This window comes from Apilactobacillus apisilvae, from assembly GCF_023380225.1.
Lineage (GTDB): Bacteria > Bacillota > Bacilli > Lactobacillales > Lactobacillaceae > Apilactobacillus > Apilactobacillus apisilvae.
Genome location: NZ_CP093362.1, coordinates 264808 through 287184, shown reverse-complemented (window position 1 = coordinate 287184; position 22377 = coordinate 264808). Strand labels below are relative to the sequence as shown.

Genomic DNA, 22377 nt, shown 5'->3' with positions numbered 1-22377 from the left:
AAGTAAAAAAAATTAAGAAAGGTTTTTATTATTAATGAAGAATTTAAAGAAGTATAGTGTTCTTTCATTGGTTGGATTGTCTGCATTGGCCTTATCTGGATGTGTAAGACAAGATTCATCTGGCAAACCATATGGATTAACATATGAATATTTAGCATTACCCGCACAGCATATTTTAGACTTTATGTCTAAATTTGTTGGTGGTTACGGTTGGGCAATCATTTTATTAACTGTCATAGTCAGAATGGTTCTATTACCAGCTATGATCAGTCAAATGAAAAAATCCACAATGATGCAAGAAAAAATGAGCCTTGTTAGACCTCAGATGAAAAACATTCAAGAACGTCAAAGAAATGCAAGTTCTAAAGAAGAACAAATGCAGATTCAACAAGAAATGATGAAACTATATCGTGACAATAATATAAGTATGACTGGTGGAATTGGTTGTTTACCTTTACTAATTCAAATGCCAGTATATATTGCACTATATAACGGTATTAGATATTCTCCAGAAGTTTCACATACAATGTTTTTAGGGATTAAACTTGGTGATAAAAGTTTAATTTTAGTTGCTCTATCATTTGTAGCGTATATTATTCAAGGATATTTAATGACCTTAGGATTACCTGAAGATCAAAAGAAACAAATGAAAATGATGTCATACATCACTCCTGTCATGATTGTTTTAGTAACATTTAGTGCTCCTGCAGGATTAGGATTTTATTTCTTTGTAAGTGGTATTTTTGCATGTATTCAAACAGTTATAATGAATTTATATCGACCAAAGATTAAAAAAGAAGTTGCTGCACAAGCAAAAGAACAAGCTAAACAAGCAGAACAAAAAATACATGATATTACTAAAGAAGAAACAACTTCAGTAAAAGAAGAGCCAAAAAAGATTGATAATGATTTAAGAAAAAGAAATTCTGGAAAACAAAATAAAGAATAATAAAAAGGGTTGTTTACTGATATTAGTAACAACCCTTTTTATTATTCTTTATTATCAATATTTTTAATATGCTCAATCTTATCTTGGGTTAAAATTGGAAAAGAAATTGTGAAAATAGATCCATACCCGGCTGAACTTTCAACAGAGATTTTACCGTGATAGGCTTCAACTAAACGCTTAGCGATGGATAATCCTAAACCATTTCCACCTTGATCACGACTTCTAGCTTTATCAACTCTATAAAATCGATTAAAAATTTTATTAATACTTTCTTCGTTAATACCCTCACCAAAATCTTGAACGGCTATATCTACATATCGATATTTAATCGATAAAGATATATGAATTTCTTTTCGCTTAGTAGAATATTTAACAGCATTATCAAGAAGAATAATCAAAATTTGTTCTAAATGATTACGATAGATTTGAATAATAGTTTCATCATCAATATCATCATCCAAGTTAAATGTATAATCTGGGTGAATCATTTTAAAATCATTATATTCCTGATGAACTATGTCTTGAACATCAGTTAGTTTATTATTATAGTTAATCTCAACTTGCTCTGCTCTGGATAAATCTAACATTTCCTGAACTAAACTTTTCATTCTATTTATTTCATCAACAGAAGATTTAATAGATTCATTCAGTATTTCTGGATCGTCTTTTCCCCAACGAGAAAGCATATCTAGATGACCTTGAATTACAGCAACGGGAGTTCTTAACTCATGTGAAACATCCCCAACAAATTGTTGCTGCTGATCAATATATCTTTGCATCGTATCCAACATATCATTAAACAAATTACCTAAATCAGATAATTCATCATTTTGATGTAAATCAGGAACCCTTACTTCAGTTTTAGGCGAATCATTAACACTATTTATAGTATTAGAAATTATCTTAATTGGCCTTAGCATATAAGCTGCTAATATATAAGATAATAATGATGCAAAGAAAATTCCTAATAACAAAATAACTATCAATATAATAAATAATTTACGTGTATAAACACGATAATCATTAAGATTGTTTATTATCCTTAAATAGCCAATCTTTTTACCATCAACTTTAGAATATATAGGAGTTTCTTCAATCAATGAAGAATGATTAGAGTAATTAACACGTTCTTTAACCCTATTATTTATATGTTTAATATTTATAAGTTGCTTAGGAGTTTCCTTAGAGAAAAATATAGAATTGGCATCTTTATCAAAGACATTAACAACGATATCGTCCTTAGAAATACTACTAAAAATCGAGTTAGAGGATACTTTACCTAATTCTTTATGATTTTTAATTTTTTCATTCTGAGGAATCAGTATACTAATAACTTCTTTTTCAGATAAAGTATCATTAAATTTAGTTAGTCTTCCAGAGATGGAATCAAGAGTTTCACTAGTATGTGCAGTCTCTTGACTTAACAGTACATCTGAGAAGCGATCATATATAAGAAAAGAAAAAATAGATAATATTAAAAATATTATTATGGCAGATCCAATAGACCATTTCCATTTTAAAGATAAATATTTTTTATTATGTTCATGATGATTAATGTCATCATCATTTTTTAAAATCATGATCTCATCACGTACCCAGTACCTCTGACAGTTTGAATGTAACTTTTCTGGTCACTACGATCAATTTTATTTCTTAGATATCTAACATATACATCAACTACGTTGGTTTCAGCATTAGATTCGTATCCCCATACTTTGTTTAAAAGAACGTCTCTAGCTAAAACAACATTAACATTTTCCATCAATGTCAATAACAACTCATACTCACGTTTTGTTAAATCAATAATATCATCGCCACGTTTAACAATACGACTTTCTTTTTCCACAGTAATATCTTTAAAGTGAACTACTTTTTGATTTTCAGTTTTTTCGTCCCCTTCAATATTGATACGACGTAATAAAGCACGAACACGAGCTAATAATTCTTCGATTGCAAATGGTTTTACTATGTAATCGTCTGCTCCATGATCAAAACCAGAAACTCTGTCAATAACTGAGTCTCTTGCTGTCATGATTATAATTGGAGTATTCTTTTTTTCTCTTAGTCTTCTGGCAACTTCCATACCATTTAGTTTGGGAAGCATTAAATCAAGTAAAATCAAATCAAAATCACCATTGATAGCTTCATCTAGTCCTTCTCTACCATCAGATGCAACAGTCGCATCATATCCTTCATGCTTTAACTCTAGTTCAACGAATCTAGATAAACTTTTTTCGTCTTCAACTATTAAAATTCTACTCATAATAGTACACCTCTACAAATTTTCTAACATCTTAATATTATACTAATATATTTTATCATAATAAAAACAGCAATAGTAGTGGCATAAAGACAAATATTATTATTAAAGAATATAATATTAATTATAATTAAACTGTTTTGCAATAATTATGATTTCAATTTCATTTATAAATTTTATTGATAATATATGTAATATTATTTATAATCTTTATTGTTTAAACTATAAAGAATAGAGGAAAAATTATGAAGGCTGCTGTAGTTAGAGATAATTCAGATGGATACGTAGATATTAAGGATGTTAATTTAAGAGAAATTAACAATGGTGAAGCTTTAGTTGATGTAGAATACTGTGGACTTTGTCATACAGATTTGCATGTTGCTTCTGGTGATTTTGGTAAGGTCCCTGGCAGAATTATTGGACATGAAGGTGTTGGTAGAGTATCAAAAGTTGCCGAAGATGTTACTAATTTAAAGATTGGCGATCGTGTTTCAATCGCTTGGTTCTTTAAGGGATGTGGACATTGTGAATATTGCTTAACTGGTCGTGAAACATTGTGCCGTAATGTTGAAAATGCTGGATTTACAATGGATGGAGCTATGGCTGAACAGGTTATTGTTGATGCTGACTATGCCGTTAAAGTTCCTGACAACTTAGATCCAATTGAAGCTACTTCACTAACATGTGCTGGAGTGACAACTTACAAAGCGTTAAAAGTTGGTAATTTAAGACCCGGTCAATGGAATGAAGTTGTTGGTGCTGGTGGATTAGGAAATCTAGCTGTACAATTTGCACACAATGTATTTAATGCTCATGTGGCTGTTGTTGATGGTAATGATGAAAAATTAAAAGCAGCAAAAGAAAATGGTGCTGACTTATTAATTAATCGTCATGATGAAGATGTTGCAAAAACAATTCAGGATAAAGTTGGTGGTGTTCATAGTTCTGTTGTCACTGCTGTTAACAAAGATGCTTTCACAACTGCAGTTAACGCTTTAAGACCTGATGGAAAGTTAGTTGCTGTTGCTCTACCTAAAGGTGACATGGCTTTAAACATTGATAAAACTGTCTTAGATGGTATCCAAGTAGCAGGTTCTTTAGTTGGAACTAGACAAGACTTAACTGAAACTTTCCAATTTGGTAGTGAAGGTAAAGTTAAGCCAATTGTACAAACTTGTAAATTAGAAGACATTAACGACATTATCGATGATATGAAAAACAATAAGATTGTTGGTAGAATGGTTATTGATTTTACAAAATAATCAAACTAAAAAGAGCTTAAACAATAAAGTTAAGCTCTTTTTATATACAAAAAAACAACCAGATTCCATGGTGATCTGGTTGTTTTAAAAAATTAGTCGTTAGTTTTAACAACTTGTTTTCCATCATAGTATCCACAACTAGGACATACCATGTGAGGTTTACGTAATTCACCACAGTTTGGGCAAGCACTCAAACTTGGTTGAGTCAACTTAATGTGACCACGACGCATACCTTTTTTAGCTTTTGAAGTTTTTCTCTTTGGTACAGCCAATGCAAAGACCCCCTTTATATTAAAAATAAAACATCCACTAGTGAAAAATTTTTAAGCCTTACCAATTATTTATCACTATCGTTAAATAGCTCTTTCAACTTAGCAAGACGTGGATCTACCTTTTTATTATCCGCCTTCTGAGTTTCATATTCTTCTTCAGAAATAACTTCCCAATCATTGCCTTCAGGCATTTTACTTCCGTTTTTTTCCTCAGGTGACAGAATATGCATTGGAATCTGTAAAATGATATTATCAGCTACTGATTTATCAAAATCAATAACATCATCATCTTCTAATAAAAATGCAGCTTCATCATCTTCTTCATACTTCTTTAGTTGAGCTTTAGTATCAACATAAACTTCATCGATTTTAAAATCTAATGGTAAGTTTACAGGAGTTAATGATCTAGACGAAGGAACCACAATGTTACCTCGAACATGAGCATTAACAATAGCATTACCATTGTCATAGAATACATAAGCATCCACATCGAATTTATCTTTTGCAGAAATGACATATTTACTATATCTATCCATTATATCTTGGGATAAATCCAACTTTTCACTAACAGAAAGTGGTTCATTCTTGTAATCTGATAATTCTTTTAATACCCATTTCATAGGTTTACCTCCTAATGCAACGACGTTAATTATACATAGTAATATAATAGTTTGTCAAGGTGTTTTCCTTGATACCTGAAATTCTAAAATATTAATGGAATTCTATATAAATCTTCATATTTTTCACTTGCAATACTATATACATTTCCAGCTCGATAGTCAAACAACAGTTCATTGCTAAGTAATTTCTTATTAGGTTTAGAAATGACTTCCATATTTACATGTTTCTTTTCTTGCCTTAAATAAGATCTACCTAAGCCATTAAAGCCCAATATTCTTACATATTGCTGCGATTTAAAAAAATCTGAACGTTTAAAATTTAAAAGAGTGTAGACACACAGCCTTCTTAATCTAGCATATGTGTAACGTTTTGTTTTTAATTTATTTAAAAAATGTTCAAAATCATTAGATTCATATATATATTTTTTAAAACGATGCTCTAGTCCCTCATTCATTTGATAAATATTTTTTAAATCATCCAAAGAGGATGTTAAAATTTTGTACTTTAAATAATCCCAAAAAACATTCCAATTTATGCATTGATGATTTTTTAATAAATCAAAAGTCTTTTGCGGAACAAAAGGAGCAATTTTCTGAAATTGTTTAATATTTTTTCTGATAGATGATGCACTAGAAATACTATCAAATGACAATTCTGTATCACTATGATTACTATCTTTTCTCTTAATGGGGACTAATTTCATAGAATTATTTAACTCATTATTATAAGTAGCATAATTAAGCCCCAATGTATCATTAGGACTATCAATCATTACTCCCGTTTTGTTTAAAAATGCAGTTTTAATTAAAGATGAGTAAGTATGATTATAATCTTGAAATAATTTATGATCATTAACTAAAATTTTAGATAATTCATAAAAATTTAAATTAGGATTCTCACTTCCAAATGAAAGCCACGTACAATTAAGGCTACCTAAAATATTTACTGAATATTTAGCAAATATATCTACTGGTTGCACTGCAAATTGAAATGGTAATTCTAAGACTAAATCAGCTCCATTATCAAGCGCCATTTGGGTTCTATCCCATTTATCTAAAATAGCTGGTTGTCCTCTTTGTACCCAATTTCCACTCATTAAAACAACACAAATATCAGCATGGGTTAAAGCCTTAGCTTTTTTTATATGATATAAGTGTCCATTATGAAAAGGATTATATTCACTTATAATTCCTACAGCTTTCAGCATATCAATTAGCCCTTCTCACAAACAAAAAACCATCTAGTTGTATCTTTAGATATTTTCTCTTTACCAAAATCACTATAAACATTAACATTTTCAAATCCGGCATTTTTTAACTTTTTAAGATATTCATTTAAATCATATGTTCTTTCATGATGTAATTCACTAAATGCATCATAAGCATCAATTGAATAATTATAATTAAAAAATGATAAATCATGTTCAACCGAATGTGGCTTATCTCCAACATAAGAGGTCCACATAAAAGCACGATCATCATCGTGATAATTATACATATACCCTGGATAAACTACATCAGTTTGATAAGGAGTAATTACATCAAATAGATATTTTCCATTTTCATTTAAATGATTAAAAACATTTATAAATGCTTTTTCTACCGCTAAAATATCGTCCAAATAACATAATGAATCATCAAAACAAGTTATCGTATCATAATTTGGAAAAGAAGATAGATTTAACATATCTCCTTGAATTAACTGGATATTTTTATTGTGATTACTAAAATTATTTTCAGCCATTGTTAACATATCAGATGAAATATCCATACCACTAATTTTATATCCTTCAGATTCCATTAAAGATATTAGTCTACCGGTACCACAAGCAATATCTAATATATCATTTGATTTATTTACATTAGATTTAACAAAATCCAACCATTTATCATACATGGTTGGATCAAATAATTCATCGTATAATTCAGCAAATTTTTGATAAATCATATTACTTTGTCCATTCATCAATATTAACAGATGGTGCATCAGACCATAATTTTTCTAAATTATAATATTCTCTCTCATCACTTTGGAAAACATGTACGATTACGTCTCCCAAATCAACTAAAATCCATTTTGCAGTATCTTTGCCTTCAACTTGTTGAACTTCAAATCTGTTTTCTTCTGCTTGATCAACAATTTCATCAGCAATTGATTTAACTTGACGATTTGAATTAGCATCCATAATAACAAAATAGTCTGACATTAAACTAACTTTGCGAACATTTAATGCAACTATATTATTAGCTCTTTTACTTGCTGCAGCTTTTACTACTATCTCTAGCTTATTTTGACTACTCATTTATAAAATTCTCCTTATTATTTTATATTTGAATTAACGACCCATTGATTATAAGTATCTATAGTTTTAGGATAAACTGATTTATTATTACTAATTAAATAATTTAAAGTATGCTTAGTTTGATATGCAACACCATCTTGTAAATTATTAAATGTAATTTTTCTGGCATCATCTACGCCTGGAAAGTCACGTCCCATTTCAATATAATCAGCCATGTATACAATTTGATCCAAAGTTGACATATAATTAGCACCGGTGGTGTGATATTTAACAGCGTTTAGTACTAGTTCGTTATAAATCCCCAGTTCATGTTCAACTAATAAATATCCAACAGCACCATGCCAAATTGCATTTCCATATTTTAATAAATCTTCGTCTAAATGGTATTTTTTGATTGTTGCGATAAAATCTTCATCTGGACGTTGTTTTGCATAATCATGTACTAATCCAGCAATACTAGCTAATTCTTCATCATACCCATTTAATTTGGCTAGCTTAATTGCCATTTGCTCTACTCTCAACACATGTTCAAACCTAGATGTCTTTAATGAGCTTCTTAACTTATTAACTAGTTCTTCTCTAGTGTATGGAACAACGTTTTCTTTATATGTTAGTTTAATTTCATTCATAAATATGATGCTCCTTTATATAATCCAAAACTGCATTTGGAATCAAGTAGCGGACTGAATTTCCTTTTTTAATGTGATTGCGTATCAAAGTTGAAGAAATATCTAATTTAGGTATATCAATGTTAATAACTCTATATGGAGACTCTGTACTATATCCATCTCTCTGAACACCAACAAAATTAACAATATTATTTAGTTCATTAATTTTATACCATTTGGGTAGATAGTTAACCATATCTCCACCAATAATAAAATAATATTCAACATTGGGGTTGTTTTTGTTTAGAGTAACCATTGTATCATATGTGTAACTTTTACCTTTACGATTAATTTCGTCCATTGATGTTGCAAAATAAGGATTATCTTTGATTGCTAAATTAACCATCTGTACACGATAGGTTGAATCAATTGCATTTTTGGAATCAATATGTGGCGGTTTATAATCAGGCATAAAAAAGACTTTATCTAAATTAAGTTGAGTTCTTACTTGTTCTGCAATAAATAAATGTCCATTATGAATAGGATTAAATGTACCACCTAAAATACCAATTTTCTTCTTTGGCTTTTTTTGTACAACTTTATTAACCATTGTACTTTATACACCTTCTTTAGATATGTTTTACTTCTACAGAATAATTTTGAAACTTTTCCTTACTTGCAGGCATAAACAACAATAAAGTTTTACCAATTGTTTGAACAACATTAATATCACTATTTTCTTCAATAAATGATTTAACATCATCAACATCTTCATCAGCATTTTGTTGAATATTAATCTTGATTAATTCTCTTCTTTGCAATGCATCCAATACTTGCTCCAACCAAATATCATTTAATCCATTTTTACCTACTGAAAATAGTGGATTCATACGATTAGCTTGTGATCTTAAATAACGTTTTTGTTTACCTCTTAAATTCATTCATGTTCTCCTTTTTAAATCATTGCTCTTCTTAATAATACAGATACACCTTTAGGGGCCCATCCAGCAACTACAACTCCTGATGGTACAGTAATCCAACCTAATCCTTCAATCACTAAATCACTTTTTTGATCCGTTTTAAATTCATAACGAACTAATTCAGGAAATTCTTTTATTGAATCTTCGCTAGGTGGCGTTAACATTTCACCAAAATGTTTTTCATAAAAGTTATCTGCATTGATTAACTTGGTACGGTGAATAAATAAATCATTTTCTACATAAACTGTAAAGCCATGTTTCTTGTCACCATTAACATAATCAAATCTAGCAACCCCACCAAAGAAGAGCGTTTGTTCTGGATTTAATTGATAAACTTTAGGTTTGATTTGTTTTTGTGGTTCAACTATTTTTAAATCTTTTCCATTTAAATAATGAGCCATTTGTTCTTGATGAATAATTCCTGGGGTATCAATTAATTTATGTCCATCTTCTAAATCAATACTTATTTTATCCAAAGTGGTTCCAGGAAATCTAGAAGTAGTAATAAGCTCTTTAATACCCGTATTTTGTCTAATGATTTGATTTATTAAGGTAGACTTACCAACATTAGTAACACCTACAACATAAACATCACGATTCTTACGATATTTATCGATATTTTCAAGCAAACTATCAACAGATTCATTAGTTTTTGCCGATACTAATTCTACATCAATTGGTCTAATTCCAGCTTCATTTGAACGTTGTCTAATCCAATCTTTTAATTTACTATTTTTTAGTGACTTAGGTAATAAATCGGCTTTGTTACCTACTAACATTACTGGATTATCACCAACAAAACGATGTAATCCGGGGATCAAACTACCATTGAAGTCAAAAATATCCACCAAATAAACAATTAAAGCATTAGCTTCTCTTATTTGATTCAATAAGGCTAGAAAGTCATCGTCAGTAAGACTAACTGGTGAAATTTCATTATAATGGCGTAGTCTAAAACATCTTTGACAATAAATTTCACCAGTATCTTTAGCTTTTTCTAGAGCAGAACTAGGCGTATAACCCAAAGCATTTTTGTCGTCAGTTTGTATCTCAGAACCACATCCAATACAACGTAAATCTTCATTAGATATATTTTCAGTCATTAATATCCTCCTGCCATTCTAAATCATTATATTTTTTTAATAATTTTTTCCAAATTTTCTTTTCGATAAAACGATTAGGCTTAGTATTCCAGGCATCAGTTGAAATAAGCGGTTTAACTAAAACGCTTCTAACGCCTGCATTATTTGATGCCCAAACATCTGTTAACAATTGATCTCCAACCATTATAACTTGTTTTTTGTCTAAATGATATTTATTTAAAGCTCTATCAATACCCTTAGGCAAAGGCTTAAACGATCGGGAAATAAAATCTAAATTCAACATTTCCAAGGCTTTTTTTACCCTTGAGTGCTTATTATTAGAAATTACAACTAATCTAATATTATGTTTTTTTAATTTCTTAAGCCAATTTCTTAGTTGAGGAGTTCCATATGGATTATTCCAAGGAATTAAAGTATTATCTAAGTCTGTAAATACAGCTTTAATTCCCATGTCTTCTAATTTAATTGGTGATATATTATATATCATTGGTATCATCCATGTTGGTTTAAATTTAGATATCATTATATAGCTAACTCCTCTAACTAAAGTATGTATAATTAATTGAGTAGAATAAATACTCAATTAATAAGAAAAAAACTCCCACCTACTTACGTTAAGTGGTGAAAGTTTTGATTGTATATAAAACTTATTTAACAGCCTTCTTAGCAGTTTCTGCTAATGAAGCAAATGCTTTTTCATCATTTACTGCTAAATCAGCTAACATTTTACGGTTCATTTCAATATTTGAAAGTTTTAGACCGTGCATTAACTTACTGTAGCTTAATCCATTCATACGAGCTGCAGCGTTAATACGAGCAATCCATAATCTTCTGAAATTACTCTTGTTTGCTTTACGATCACGGAAAGCATATTCACGTGACTTCATAACTTGATCTTTAGCAGTCTTAAATAGACTATGTTTACCTTCACGGTAACCCTTTGCTTCTTTTAAAACACGTTTACGACGTGCGTGAGTAACTGTTCCACCCTTAACTCTTGGCATGTTTAAATCCTCCTAAAATTGTGTTTCAATTAATTAAAACATTTTTTCGTATTTGCTAGCAGTAGTTTTGTTAATCATGCTAGTTCCACGTAAGTTACGACGTTGTTTCTTAGTTTTACCATGAAAACGGTGACTTGTATAAGCGTTGGCACTCTTTAAACCACCCTTAGCAGTTTTTTTGAAACGCTTAGCAATAGCACGGTTTGTTTTAGTCTTTGGCATTATAAAATCCTCCCTTAATTTCTTTAAAGTATTAATAAATACTAACTATTTTTTATCGCTTGATTTAGGTGCGAGCATTAGGAACATACTTCTACCGTCCATTTTTGCTCGTTGGGTAACATTAGCAACATCTGATGTAGAATCTGCCATTCTGTTTAAAACATCACGACCTATTTCCTTATGTGTGATGGCACGTCCCTTGAAACGAATTGATACACGAACCTTTTCACCTTTTGACAAGAATGTCTTAGTTCTTTTTAATTTAGTATTAAAATCATTAGTATCAATAGTTGGGCTAAGTCTAATTTCCTTAACACTGACAACTTTTTGTTTCTTACGAGCTTGACGAGCTTTCTTTTGTTGTTCAAAGCGGTATTTACCGTAATCCAATACTTTAGCAACCATTGGTTTAGCCTTAGGAGCAACAACTACAAGATCTAAGCCTGCATCTTCAGCAAGTTTCATCGCTTCTGATGTTGATTTAACTCCTAATTGATCACCATTTGCACCAATTAAACGAACTTCACGTGCTCGAATTCCATCATTAACCATCATATCGTTTGCTATGGTAATTCACCTCCAAGTATATTAAAAGCAGAAAAAATGCGGAAGCCAAGAAGGCTCCCGCATTTGTCCTTTGCTGTACAAAGGTTTATCCGATATCATGCCTAGCAACTTAATTATCACTTAGGCGAGAAGCGGGAAGGCTTCTGCTTTTTCAATAAACTAATAATATCAAATTATAATATGCTTGTCAACAAATTATTCATTTCCTCTTGAATAATTAGCAATATCATTTTTAATTTCTTTTGCAAAATCTTCAAATAATTCATCTTTACTATCTTGTTCACTGTATTTACGAACTGATACACTTTGAGAATTCATTTCATTATCACCAACAACCAATGTGTATGGGGTTTTATTGGTTTGAGCATCACGGATTAAATAACCCATCTTTTCATTACGATCATCAACACTTGAACGAATTCCCATTTGAACTAATTTTTCATTAATTTCTTTAGCATAATCACCATGTTTATCCATACTTACAGGAATAATTTTAACTTGATGTGGAGCCAACCATGTAGGGAATGCACCTTTATATACTTCAATTAAGTAAGCAATAAATCTTTCCATCGTTGAAACTAAGCCACGATGCATCATAACTGGACGATGTTCTTGACCATCTTCACCAACATAATGTAAATCAAATCTTTCAGGTAACATAAAGTCCAATTGAATAGTTGATAAGGTTTCTTCATTACCCATTGCTGTGTATGTTTGAACATCTAGCTTAGGACCATAGAAAGCTGCTTCACCTTCTGCTTCAACATAGTCTAATCCAAGATCATCCATAGCACCTTTAAGCATAGATTGAGATTTATTCCACATTTCGTCATCATCAAAATATTTTTCAGTGTTTTTAGGATCACGATAACTTAATCTAAAGTGATAGTTACTAATATCAAAATCTTTGTATACTTCAGTCATTAAATGAAGAACCTTTTTAAATTCATCTTGAATTTGTTCAACACCTAAGAAGGTATGACCATCATTTAATGTCATTTCACGAACACGTTGTAGTCCAGATAAAGCTCCAGATTTTTCGTATCTATGCATCATACCTAATTCAGCAATACGAATTGGTAATTCACGATATGAACGAATATGGTGTTTGTAAATTTGAATATGACTTGGACAGTTCATGGGACGTAATTCAAGTTCTTCACCTTCACCCATATCCATTGGGGGGAACATATCATCACGATAATGATCCCAGTGACCAGATGTCTTGTAAGCATTTAAATTCATAAGAACAGGCGTAATAACATGTTCATAACCATTTGCTAGTTCCTTATCAACAATATATCTTTCAACAACACGACGAACAGTTGCACCATTAGGCATCCAGTATGCTAAACCAGCACCAACTTTAGGATCAACAAAGAATAAATCTAATTTATTACCAATAACACGATGATCACGTTCTTTAGCTTCTTGACGTCTGTTTAAATCATCTTCCAAGTTGGCTTTTTTATAAAAAGCAGTTGCAAAAATTCTTTGTAACATTGGGTTTGATGATTTACCTTCCCAATAAGCACCGGCAACTGATAGTAACTTAAAGGCTTTTAGTGGTTTAGCAGAAGACATAACAGCGCCTTCGCCTAATCCTAAATAATCGCCAATTTGATAAAAGACTACTTTGTTATCTTTAGCTAACTTATTAACTAATTTGGCTTGGTATGGATCACCATCAACTTGTTTTAATGCATCTTCTAGACTTAGAACTTTACGTTCAATTTTAACGTTATCTTTAACCATTTTGTTCATACGTTCTTCAAGTTGTGGTAATTCATCAGCACTAACTTGAGTTTCACGTTTATCAGTATCAACAAAAAAACCATCATCGTTAGTATTACTTTCACCAAATTGAATGTTAGTAAATTGATCTGCTAAAGCTGCTTTTAATAATTGAGCTGCAGTTTGACGTAATACCTTCAAACCATCATCACTATCTTTAGTAACAATTTCAATTTTTCCACCTGATTGTAATGGTAAATCAACGTCTACCATTTCACCATCAATCTTACCAGCTACAGCTTTTTTAGCTAAACTAATAGAAATTGATTTAGCAATATCTTCAGTAGTTACACCTTCATCAAAATCTTTTACATTTCCATCTGGGAATTCAAAAGAAAGGCTAGCCATAAATATCTCTCCTCTTTAAATTTTTAAACGGGAAGTTAAAAACAAAAAAGCCCCTAGCACTACACAAAAAGTGTAATACTAGGGACGTAATTTACGTGGTTCCACCCGAATTCTATCCATAAATTAAAATTATGGACCTCATAAATAGTAAGTAACGGAAACTACCCGTTCTAAAATTATCCTTTAGAAATTTAAGAAGTGGTAACTTAAAGTGATTAAATAAGAAAACTTCCAGTAAATGTTTTCTTTCCCTGTAATAGATCAAGATAAGTCATATCTTCTAATTAACTACTATTATCATCATTTAAAGTTAAATTGTCAAGTTAAAATTATTGAGGGCGACGATTATATCCAGTCATTTGAACTTCTTTTGATAAAAAGTGTATTCTTTGCATAATTCTTTGTGCTTTTAAAGGTTCTTCATCACCCTTATTATTAAACTTCAAGTGATTATTTTCAAATTGATCCATCGAATAATTAGAAGTGAAGAAAGTAGGTAATTCATTTTGCATTCGATATTCTAAAATAACACTAAAAATATCATCCCTAATCCAAGAAGACATATCATCAGCACCAATATCATCTAATATTAACAAAGGTGTCATTTTAATTTTACCAACTTTTTTAGAAACTGTATTATTTTGAATTGAACCTTTGATATTAGTAACAAAACTAGGAAAATGCAATAGCATTACTTCATGACCATTTTTGACTAACTCATTAGCCATAGCTGCCATTAAAAATGTTTTGCCAACACCAAATTCACCATACAGATATATACCCTGATGGTAAGATTTAGGATTCTCTTCATAATCACTAATAAATTGTAAACAATTATCATAAGCATTTGCTCTAATTTGATTGTTATCATTATAAAAAGAATCAAAATTAATTTTACGTAAAGCGTCAGGTAAAGCAACTAAATGCATTTTTTTTAACATTTTATTAGCCCTTATCGATTCAATTTTTTCTTTAGTTGGAACATATGCAACGTTGATTGCATTTTTGCTTAGTTCTAATTTTGGCTGATATCCAGGAATAGTTGATTCTTCACCAGAATTAACCTTATTACGTTCTCTAACAAATTCATATAGCTTAGAAATTGATTTAATAATCGTAGAATGATCTAATTCATCATTATGACTACTTAAAAATCTTTTAACCTCTTTATCTTGAAAAACTTCATTAGCTAATGATTTAAATCGTTCACCAAATTTTTTATTAATCATTAAGTTAGATAATTCGTCACTTAAATTTTCCATTATCTTCCCTCTTTTCTCCAGCTTCTAATTTTTTTCAGTTTATCATCTAATTCTTTTCTTCTAGAATTGCTTAAATTATTATCGATAGATACATTTTTTTTAGTAGAATTACTTTTTTTAGCCCAATCAGGTAATTCTTCCTTAATTGGTTTTCGATAATTACGTTTTCGTTCACGTTTTTTTTCATCATTACTTTTTTTACGATTGCGAATTTCAGTGATTGCGTCTTCAGCAGTGCGAACGCCCTTCTGTGACCAATTATCAGCAATCGTTGTAAATAAGTTTCTACTTAGTCCAGATTTTTTTTGATCAATAATAATATGATAAGTAATCATATTAATTACTTCAGGTTTTAGTACAGAAACTTCAATCACATCACGAATTGTCCTAACTTCATTATCGTGAACAAAACCATCCACTTGAACCTTGAGTCCTTGCAAAAAATCAATCGGTGAATATTCTTGAGCCATCTCAACAATTTGTTTTTCAGAATTATCTAACTTTTGTGTATCTTCTGGAATATATGTTTTACGATTGTCTTCTTGAACACTGTTTTGATTATTAAATTGTCGATCAGCTAATATTTTTAATTTTTTAGGATCAAAAACATTGTTGTTAACATTAGTTGATCTTTCAATTAAACGCGCCATATTTGTTTCATCAATCCCATATAAAAGATGCTCAGAATTAATTAATTCATGATTTTTTTTAACATCGTTCAAGTTAACAAAAGAACTCTCTAAAATAGATAATATCAAACTAAAATCAAAATCGTCATCTATATTTGGTTTATTTGATCCTTTATCTTCATAATCATTAATCATTTCTTTAGTTTGATTGATAACATCAGGTGTCTTAGATAACTCGCTCCCCTTAATATTAAATACTTGAAGGAAGTTTTTAGATATGTCATCAAACCCGTCTAAAGATAAAGTATCATTAACTAAAGAATTTGATAAATCTGTATATCGATTTTCTCCAACAATTTGTAAAAGTGTAACACTTAATAAATCATCTTTAAAAAATTCAGTTGGATTTAAAGGATTAACCAAGCGATAAACATACTTATTATCTTTAATGTATGTCTTAATTAACCCTGATCCTTCTAATTTTAGTCTAGCTTCATAAAATGCTTTAATATCTATATTTAAATATGCTAGTAATTCAAAATTAGCATGCATTGAAAAATCGGTATCATGTTCATACATTCTCCAAAAACAATTGATCAACGCATATGCATTAATCCCAATTATTGGTTGATATAACATGTCTAATGATTCTCTTTCAATGTCAGAAATATTATAATAGCTAGAAAAAATTTGAAAATTATCTTGTGGATTCAGCTTAGAGCAATTCTCCATCATTATTTACCATCATTCTTTTGATGATCTTTATCAATAACCTCTTTTAGTTCATTATAAAAGACCGTCATATCTTTGAATTGACGATAAACACTTGCAAATCTAATATAAGCAATTTCATCAACATTAACAAGCTCTTTCATTACATACTCACCAATAGATTGACTAGGAATTTCATTTTCTCCCATTGATCTAATTTTACTTTCAACATTATCTACAATTTCTTTCATTGAATCCATAGAAACTGGTCTTTTTTCCGCAGATCTAATAATTCCACGTAATATTTTTTCTCTATTAAATTCTTCACGATTACCATTATTCTTAACTACCAATAATGGTGTTTGTTCAATTCTTTCAAAAGTAGTATAGCGATAACCACACTTTTCACACTCTCTACGGCGACGAATAACTTGGCCATTTTCAGTAGGACGGCTATCGACCACTCTAGATGAATTTTTATGGCAATGAGGACATTGCATTAACTGTCACCTCAATTAATTTCTTTAGATATTTTATTGAATAATTTTACCACTTGCGAACGTGTTTGCATAATAGAACCATTACTATCAACCAGATTATCAGCTAGTCTTTCCTTAAATTCTAATGGCCACTGATTGGCAATTCTTTTAGTAGCATCAGCAATACTCAAACCATTGCGTGCAATTAACCTTAGTAATTGATTATTTGCAGTACAAGTAACTACAACAATTTTATCACACATATAAGAATATCCGCTTTCAAATAAAGTTGGTGCATCAAGAACTATAGTTTTTTCAGTAGATTTGTTAATTCTATCATTTACAGAAAATCTAATATATGGATCCATAATTCTCATTAAGGATGTCAAATTACTTTTATTACTGAAAACAATTTTAGATAACGACTTACGATTTAAGCTACCATCATCATTCAAGATATGGTTACCGAAATATTTAACAATATCATTAAGACAATTAGTTCCTTTTTGCTGTAATTCATAAGTTATTTTATCAGCATCAATAATTTCATAACCATTTTCAGACAAGCATTCTGAAACATTAGATTTACCAGTTGCAATTCCACCAGTAAGGCCAATAATTTTAGTCATTATTTGACACTTGTTTCTGACATTTAGGACAAAAAGTGGTTCCTCTTTGAGCTACTCTAATTTTTTCAAAACTAGTACCACATCTTTCACAAGGTTTACCAGCTTTGCCGTATACGTGCAGTTGATTTTGAAATTGACCAGCTTCACCGAAAGCATTTGAATAAGAATGAACAGTTGTTCCATGTCCTTTAATGGCCATCTTTATTTCTTCAATAATATTACTTCTTAAATCCATAATTTGATTATCTGGAATAGTATTAGTTATTGTTTCTGGATGAATTTTACTTAACCATAAAACTTCATCACAATATATATTACCTAGACCAGCAATATTGCTTTGATTAAGCAAAAATGGTTTAATTTTCCCTCTAGCTTTATTCATAATTGATTTCATATAACCAAAAGTTAAGTCTTCTTTAGTTGGTTCAGGACCAATTGTTCCTAATCCTGATAATGTATGTTCATCACCATTTTTAATCAAATACATCCTACCAAATTTACGGCTATCTTTGTATCTAAGTTCTCTACCTCCATCTAAGTGAAAAATAACATGGGTATGTTTGGTAGGTTCAGTACCTTCTGGTTCAACATCATACTTACCTTCCATTCTCAAATGAGATACCAATGTCATTCCATTTGAAAAACGAAACAATAAATATTTCCCTCTACGATCTATTTTTTCAATTTTTTGATTAGTTAAAGTAACTTTTAATTTTTCTGGACTAACATTAATCATTTTAGGATATAAAACATCAATACTATTAATATGAGAACCTTTGACTAGTTGAGTAAGTCCTTGTCTAACAGTTTCAACTTCAGGTAATTCTGGCATTTCAAAAACCTCACTTTTTATTTAATATTATACCAATTTTTTCCATAATGACTTTTAACTTTTAGTGGAACTTTTAGTTTCAGAGCAGAATCCATAACTTTAGGTACAAGCTTTTCTAATATTTTAATTTCATCATTAGGTGCTTCAAATATTAATTCATCATGAACCTGTAATAACATTTTAGCCTTTAAATTATTATCTTTTAAAGCTTTTTGCATTTTAATCATTGCTATTTTAATAATATCAGCCGCACTACCTTGAATAGGAGAATTCATAGCAGTTCTTGCTGCAAAAGAACGTTGATGAAAGTTTCTAGAGTTAATTTCAGGTAAATATCTACGACGATGCAAAATAGTTTCAACGTAACCGTTATTCTTCGCTTTTCCAACAATATCATCCATATAGTTTTTAACATCAGGATATTCGGCAAAATATTTTTCGATAAACTGTTTAGCATCCTTACGGCTTATTCCAGTATTGTTAGCTAAACCAAAATCAGAAATTCCATAAACAATTCCAAAATTAACAGCCTTAGCTTGTCTTCTTAGCTCAGGTGTAACATCACTATTATCTTTCAAGTCAAAAATTCTTCTAGCAGTAGATGCATGAATATCATCATTATTAATAAATTCATCTTGCATGTTTTTATCATTTGAAATTGAGGCTAAAACTCTTAATTCAATTTGTGAATAATCAGATGAAAAGATTTGCCAATCTTTATGGCTTGGCACAAAAGCTTGTCTAATTTTACGGCCTTCTTCAGTTCTAATTGGAATATTTTGAAGATTAGGTTCAACAGAAGACAAACGACCCGTTTGTGTAAGTGTTTGCAGATATCTAGTATGCACCTTATGATCATCATGAATATCTTTAGACAAACCAACTATATAAGTTGATAAAATTTTAGATAATTGACGATAGTCCAGTACTTCTTGAACTATGGGATAATTTGATGCTAATTTTTCTAAAACATCAACTGCTGTTGAATACCCCGTTTTGGTCTTTTTTAAAACTGGTAAGTGCATCTTTTCAAATAAAATTTCTCCCAGTTGTTTAGGAGAAGCAATGTTAAATTTCACACCAGCTTCATTATAAATAAGTTGTTCTATTTCACTGATTCGTTCAGTTAATTTACTACTCATTTGATCGAGAATATCTTTATCAACAAAGATTCCATCAATTTCCATTTTAGCTAAAACAAAAGCTAATGGAAGTTCAAGATTTTTATACAAATCAATTTGTTGGTTATCGTTTAGCTCATCTAATAATTTTTGTTTGAGGGACTGAATTGCCATAAGCTTTCTTGAGAAATGTGAATATAAAACATCATCTTCAGGAATTCTGCGCTTAGCACCCTTACCATAAACATCTTCATCAGATTGAATTTCAAAGTAGTCATGTTCGTTGGCTACTCGACCTAAATCATTGCTATTATCGTTAGTATTTAGTAAATATGAGGATAATAATAAATCAAAACCGACATTTTTTAGTGTAATGCCAAGACGATTTAATCCAACATAAGTTCTTTTAGTATCAAAAACATTTTTTACAATATTATTATTTTCTAAAATATTTTTTAGTTGAGGTAATTTTAAAAGATTGATGTCCTTGGAAACATAATTATCATTATCAATTTTTAAAGCAAATCCAATGAAGTTGTCACTATGATAATTTTCACCGTCAATACCTAAATAAAAAGTAACCTCATCATTATTGTTCTTTAAATCTATTAAATTATCTTTAGTTAATTCAGTATAATTAATGGATTTCATATCCTTGGTTTCATCAAAATCCATTTGACTAAGAAATTTTTTAAAATTCATTTCACGATAAAATTTAACTAACGCTTCTAGATTATCACCTAAATAATTTAAATTGGTTAATTCAATATCTATCGGTGCATCACGATGAATTCTAGCTAATTTTTTATCTAAAAAAGCTTCTTGTTTGTCTTCAATCAAATGTTCTTTAAGCTTTTTACCACTGACTTCATCCAAATTATCATAAAGATTTTCGACACTATTAAATTTTTTAATTAATTTTAAAGATGTCTTGTCGCCCACACCTTTTACGCCGGGATAATTATCAGAACTATCACCTTTGAGTGCTTTCCAATCAATAATTTGTTGTGGTGTAATTCCCATTGTTTCTTTAACATAATCAGTATCATAATGAGTTACACCTGAAACACCACGATTAGAGATAGAAACAGTCGTTTTTTCTGAACATAACTGAGTTAAATCATTATCTCCTGTAACAACTGTTGTTTGAAAGCCGTTATTATCTGCTTCCTTAGAAATGGTTCCAATAATATCATCAGCTTCATAGTTATCAAGCTCATAAGTTTTAATTCCACGGGCTTTTAAAAGCTCTTTTACATATTTAAATTGTTCGATTAATTCTTCTGGAGTTTTATGTCTTCCTGCTTTATAACCATCATACATATTAGTTCTAAAAGTCGTTTTACCAGCATCAAATGCAACTAAGGCATGTGTGGGATTGGTTTTTTTTAGCATAATATCTAACATATTATTAAATCCATAGATAGCACTCGTATGAACACCCTTATTATTAGTAAAGCGTTCTACTTGATTGATTAAAGCATAAAAAGCTTTATAAACAATACTATTACCATCTATCAATAGTAATCTCTTTTCAGCCATAAAATTCTCCTTTTAACTGTAAAATATTTTATAATTAAATTTTAACACTTATCAATATTAATTATATCTAAAATAAAAAAGATGATGTTGTAATAACATCATCTTTTTTAATAATTAATCTCTATCATTACCACCAAAAATGCTTAATAGTTGTAAGAACAGATTAATAAAATCTAAATATAATGCCATAGCTCCATTAATAGCTAAGCCATTTTCTGAAACTTCAGAACCATGTTCATTATACAATTCTTTAATTTTTTGACTATCATATGCAATTAATATGGTAAAGATTATTACAGCTATAACTGAAATAACAAAACTGAAGAATGGAACTCTTAGAAAAGCATTAATAATACTTACAATAATTAACGCAATCAATGCCCCGGTTGCTTGAGTACCAATTTTATCTAGGCTTCTCTTAGTTGTAATACCAATAAAAGACATAACCGCAAAATCCACAGTAGCAGTTAAAAATGCTTGAGTAATAACCGTTGCACTATATGCTAGGAATATATAAGAATATAATCCACCAGTTAAAGCCGAAAATGCAATAAACATTATAAAACCTAGCGTAGAATTGTTCATTGCAACTTTAGAAGTAGCATAAGCTAAAACTAGCCATATAACAATTCCTACTATACTAGGAACTAAGGCCAAAGTAGTGTGGTAAACAGATCCTACCAAGTAAGAAACAATTCCAGAAATAAGAACGGATAGTGCCATCCATCCATATGTCTTGGTTAAAAATTTATTCATACCAAATGAATTGTTTACTAAACGACGATTAGTTTGATCATAATCATTCATCATTAATCCCCCTTTATATAAAACATAATAATTTAGTATATTTTACCAAATAAAGAAGTATGAATACAAGTTT

25 protein-coding genes and 1 other annotated feature are annotated in these 22377 nt (G+C 30.0%); of the genes, 2 read left to right on the top strand and 23 right to left on the bottom strand.

Going from position 1 to position 22377, the window contains the following annotated elements; translation table 11 throughout:
* The first annotated feature begins 34 nt into the window (after window positions 1-34).
* Window positions 35-949, top strand: coding sequence for a membrane protein insertase YidC (gene yidC / locus MOO46_RS01470; RefSeq protein WP_249511263.1), 915 nt, complete (start codon window positions 35-37; stop codon window positions 947-949).
* A 41-nt stretch (window positions 950-990) separates the two neighbouring features.
* Here yidC and MOO46_RS01465 read toward each other — a convergent pair whose 3' ends face one another.
* A complete protein-coding gene (locus MOO46_RS01465) occupies window positions 991-2529 on the bottom strand; it encodes a HAMP domain-containing histidine kinase (RefSeq protein ID WP_249511262.1) in 1539 nt (512 codons plus the stop codon).
* Window positions 2526-3212 (bottom strand): response regulator transcription factor, encoded by a 687-nt coding sequence (locus MOO46_RS01460; protein ID WP_249511261.1) that lies wholly within the window; start codon window positions 3210-3212, stop codon window positions 2526-2528. Before MOO46_RS01460 ends, MOO46_RS01465 begins: the two co-directional genes overlap by 4 nt.
* Window positions 3213-3454: 242 nt before the next feature.
* Between MOO46_RS01460 and adhP the strand changes: the two genes are divergently transcribed.
* Window positions 3455-4471 carry an alcohol dehydrogenase AdhP gene (gene adhP, locus MOO46_RS01455; RefSeq protein ID WP_249511260.1) on the top strand — a complete coding sequence of 339 codons (1017 nt, stop codon included), beginning with the start codon at window positions 3455-3457 and terminating at the stop codon, window positions 4469-4471.
* A gap of 92 nt (window positions 4472-4563) precedes the next feature.
* On the opposite strand, the gene rpmF is transcribed toward adhP, so the two are convergent.
* The 21 genes from rpmF to MOO46_RS01350 all read right to left on the bottom strand — a co-directional run bounded on the left by rpmF (window position 4564) and on the right by MOO46_RS01350 (window position 22304).
* Window positions 4564-4743 carry a 50S ribosomal protein L32 gene (rpmF, locus tag MOO46_RS01450; RefSeq protein ID WP_249511259.1) on the bottom strand — a complete coding sequence of 60 codons (180 nt, stop codon included), beginning with the start codon at window positions 4741-4743 and terminating at the stop codon, window positions 4564-4566.
* Between the two features lie 65 nt (window positions 4744-4808).
* A complete protein-coding gene (locus tag MOO46_RS01445; RefSeq protein ID WP_249511258.1) occupies window positions 4809-5363 on the bottom strand; it encodes a DUF177 domain-containing protein in 555 nt (184 codons plus the stop codon).
* An 83-nt stretch (window positions 5364-5446) separates the two neighbouring features.
* Window positions 5447-6571 carry a nucleotidyltransferase gene (locus MOO46_RS01440; RefSeq protein WP_249511257.1) on the bottom strand — a complete coding sequence of 375 codons (1125 nt, stop codon included), beginning with the start codon at window positions 6569-6571 and terminating at the stop codon, window positions 5447-5449.
* Window positions 6572-6576: 5 nt separating this feature from the next.
* The gene (locus MOO46_RS01435; RefSeq protein WP_249511256.1) at window positions 6577-7311 is read right to left on the bottom strand and encodes a class I SAM-dependent DNA methyltransferase; all 735 of its coding nucleotides are present in this window, start codon (window positions 7309-7311) and stop codon (window positions 6577-6579) included.
* A 1-nt stretch (window position 7312) separates the two neighbouring features.
* On the bottom strand, window positions 7313-7666 hold the full coding sequence (rsfS, locus tag MOO46_RS01430) for a ribosome silencing factor (protein WP_249511255.1): 354 nt from the start codon (window positions 7664-7666) through the stop codon (window positions 7313-7315).
* Window positions 7667-7683: 17 nt separating this feature from the next.
* The gene (gene yqeK / locus MOO46_RS01425) at window positions 7684-8295 is read right to left on the bottom strand and encodes a bis(5'-nucleosyl)-tetraphosphatase (symmetrical) YqeK (RefSeq protein WP_249511254.1); all 612 of its coding nucleotides are present in this window, start codon (window positions 8293-8295) and stop codon (window positions 7684-7686) included.
* Window positions 8288-8884 (bottom strand): nicotinate-nucleotide adenylyltransferase, encoded by a 597-nt coding sequence (locus tag MOO46_RS01420; protein WP_249511253.1) that lies wholly within the window; start codon window positions 8882-8884, stop codon window positions 8288-8290. Before MOO46_RS01420 ends, yqeK begins: the two co-directional genes overlap by 8 nt.
* Before the next feature lie 19 nt (window positions 8885-8903).
* On the bottom strand, window positions 8904-9215 hold the full coding sequence (gene yhbY, locus MOO46_RS01415) for a ribosome assembly RNA-binding protein YhbY (RefSeq protein ID WP_249511252.1): 312 nt from the start codon (window positions 9213-9215) through the stop codon (window positions 8904-8906).
* A gap of 14 nt (window positions 9216-9229) precedes the next feature.
* Entirely contained in the window at window positions 9230-10357 is a 1128-nt protein-coding gene (gene yqeH, locus MOO46_RS01410) for a ribosome biogenesis GTPase YqeH (protein WP_249511251.1), read from the bottom strand.
* Window positions 10350-10880: a YqeG family HAD IIIA-type phosphatase gene (locus MOO46_RS01405; RefSeq protein WP_249511250.1), complete on the bottom strand. Its 531-nt coding sequence runs from the start codon at window positions 10878-10880 to the stop codon at window positions 10350-10352. Before MOO46_RS01405 ends, yqeH begins: the two co-directional genes overlap by 8 nt.
* A gap of 124 nt (window positions 10881-11004) precedes the next feature.
* Window positions 11005-11361: a 50S ribosomal protein L20 gene (gene rplT, locus MOO46_RS01400; protein ID WP_249511249.1), complete on the bottom strand. Its 357-nt coding sequence runs from the start codon at window positions 11359-11361 to the stop codon at window positions 11005-11007.
* A gap of 33 nt (window positions 11362-11394) precedes the next feature.
* Complete coding sequence (gene rpmI / locus MOO46_RS01395) at window positions 11395-11583, bottom strand: 50S ribosomal protein L35 (protein WP_249511248.1); 189 nt, start codon at window positions 11581-11583, stop codon at window positions 11395-11397.
* A gap of 45 nt (window positions 11584-11628) precedes the next feature.
* The gene (gene infC / locus MOO46_RS01390) at window positions 11629-12138 is read right to left on the bottom strand and encodes a translation initiation factor IF-3 (RefSeq protein WP_249511247.1); all 510 of its coding nucleotides are present in this window, start codon (window positions 12136-12138) and stop codon (window positions 11629-11631) included.
* 36 nt (window positions 12139-12174) lie between these two features.
* Window positions 12175-12305, bottom strand: a sequence feature (ribosomal protein L20 leader region).
* A gap of 40 nt (window positions 12306-12345) precedes the next feature.
* Entirely contained in the window at window positions 12346-14292 is a 1947-nt protein-coding gene (gene thrS, locus MOO46_RS01385; protein ID WP_249511246.1) for a threonine--tRNA ligase, read from the bottom strand.
* Between the two features lie 329 nt (window positions 14293-14621).
* Window positions 14622-15554: a primosomal protein DnaI gene (dnaI, locus tag MOO46_RS01380; protein ID WP_249511245.1), complete on the bottom strand. Its 933-nt coding sequence runs from the start codon at window positions 15552-15554 to the stop codon at window positions 14622-14624.
* Complete coding sequence (locus MOO46_RS01375) at window positions 15554-16918, bottom strand: replication initiation and membrane attachment family protein (protein ID WP_249511244.1); 1365 nt, start codon at window positions 16916-16918, stop codon at window positions 15554-15556. Before MOO46_RS01375 ends, dnaI begins: the two co-directional genes overlap by 1 nt.
* Window positions 16918-17394, bottom strand: coding sequence for a transcriptional regulator NrdR (gene nrdR, locus MOO46_RS01370; protein ID WP_249511243.1), 477 nt, complete (start codon window positions 17392-17394; stop codon window positions 16918-16920). The genes MOO46_RS01375 and nrdR overlap by 1 nt, the downstream gene beginning before the upstream one ends.
* Before the next feature lie 11 nt (window positions 17395-17405).
* The gene (gene coaE / locus MOO46_RS01365; RefSeq protein ID WP_249511242.1) at window positions 17406-18002 is read right to left on the bottom strand and encodes a dephospho-CoA kinase; all 597 of its coding nucleotides are present in this window, start codon (window positions 18000-18002) and stop codon (window positions 17406-17408) included.
* Window positions 17995-18834 carry a bifunctional DNA-formamidopyrimidine glycosylase/DNA-(apurinic or apyrimidinic site) lyase gene (gene mutM / locus MOO46_RS01360; protein ID WP_249511241.1) on the bottom strand — a complete coding sequence of 280 codons (840 nt, stop codon included), beginning with the start codon at window positions 18832-18834 and terminating at the stop codon, window positions 17995-17997. Before mutM ends, coaE begins: the two co-directional genes overlap by 8 nt.
* Before the next feature lie 17 nt (window positions 18835-18851).
* Window positions 18852-21497 carry a DNA polymerase I gene (polA, locus tag MOO46_RS01355; protein ID WP_249511240.1) on the bottom strand — a complete coding sequence of 882 codons (2646 nt, stop codon included), beginning with the start codon at window positions 21495-21497 and terminating at the stop codon, window positions 18852-18854.
* A 114-nt stretch (window positions 21498-21611) separates the two neighbouring features.
* On the bottom strand, window positions 21612-22304 hold the full coding sequence (locus MOO46_RS01350; RefSeq protein ID WP_249511239.1) for a Bax inhibitor-1/YccA family protein: 693 nt from the start codon (window positions 22302-22304) through the stop codon (window positions 21612-21614).
* Between the last annotated feature and the right edge of the window lie 73 nt (window positions 22305-22377).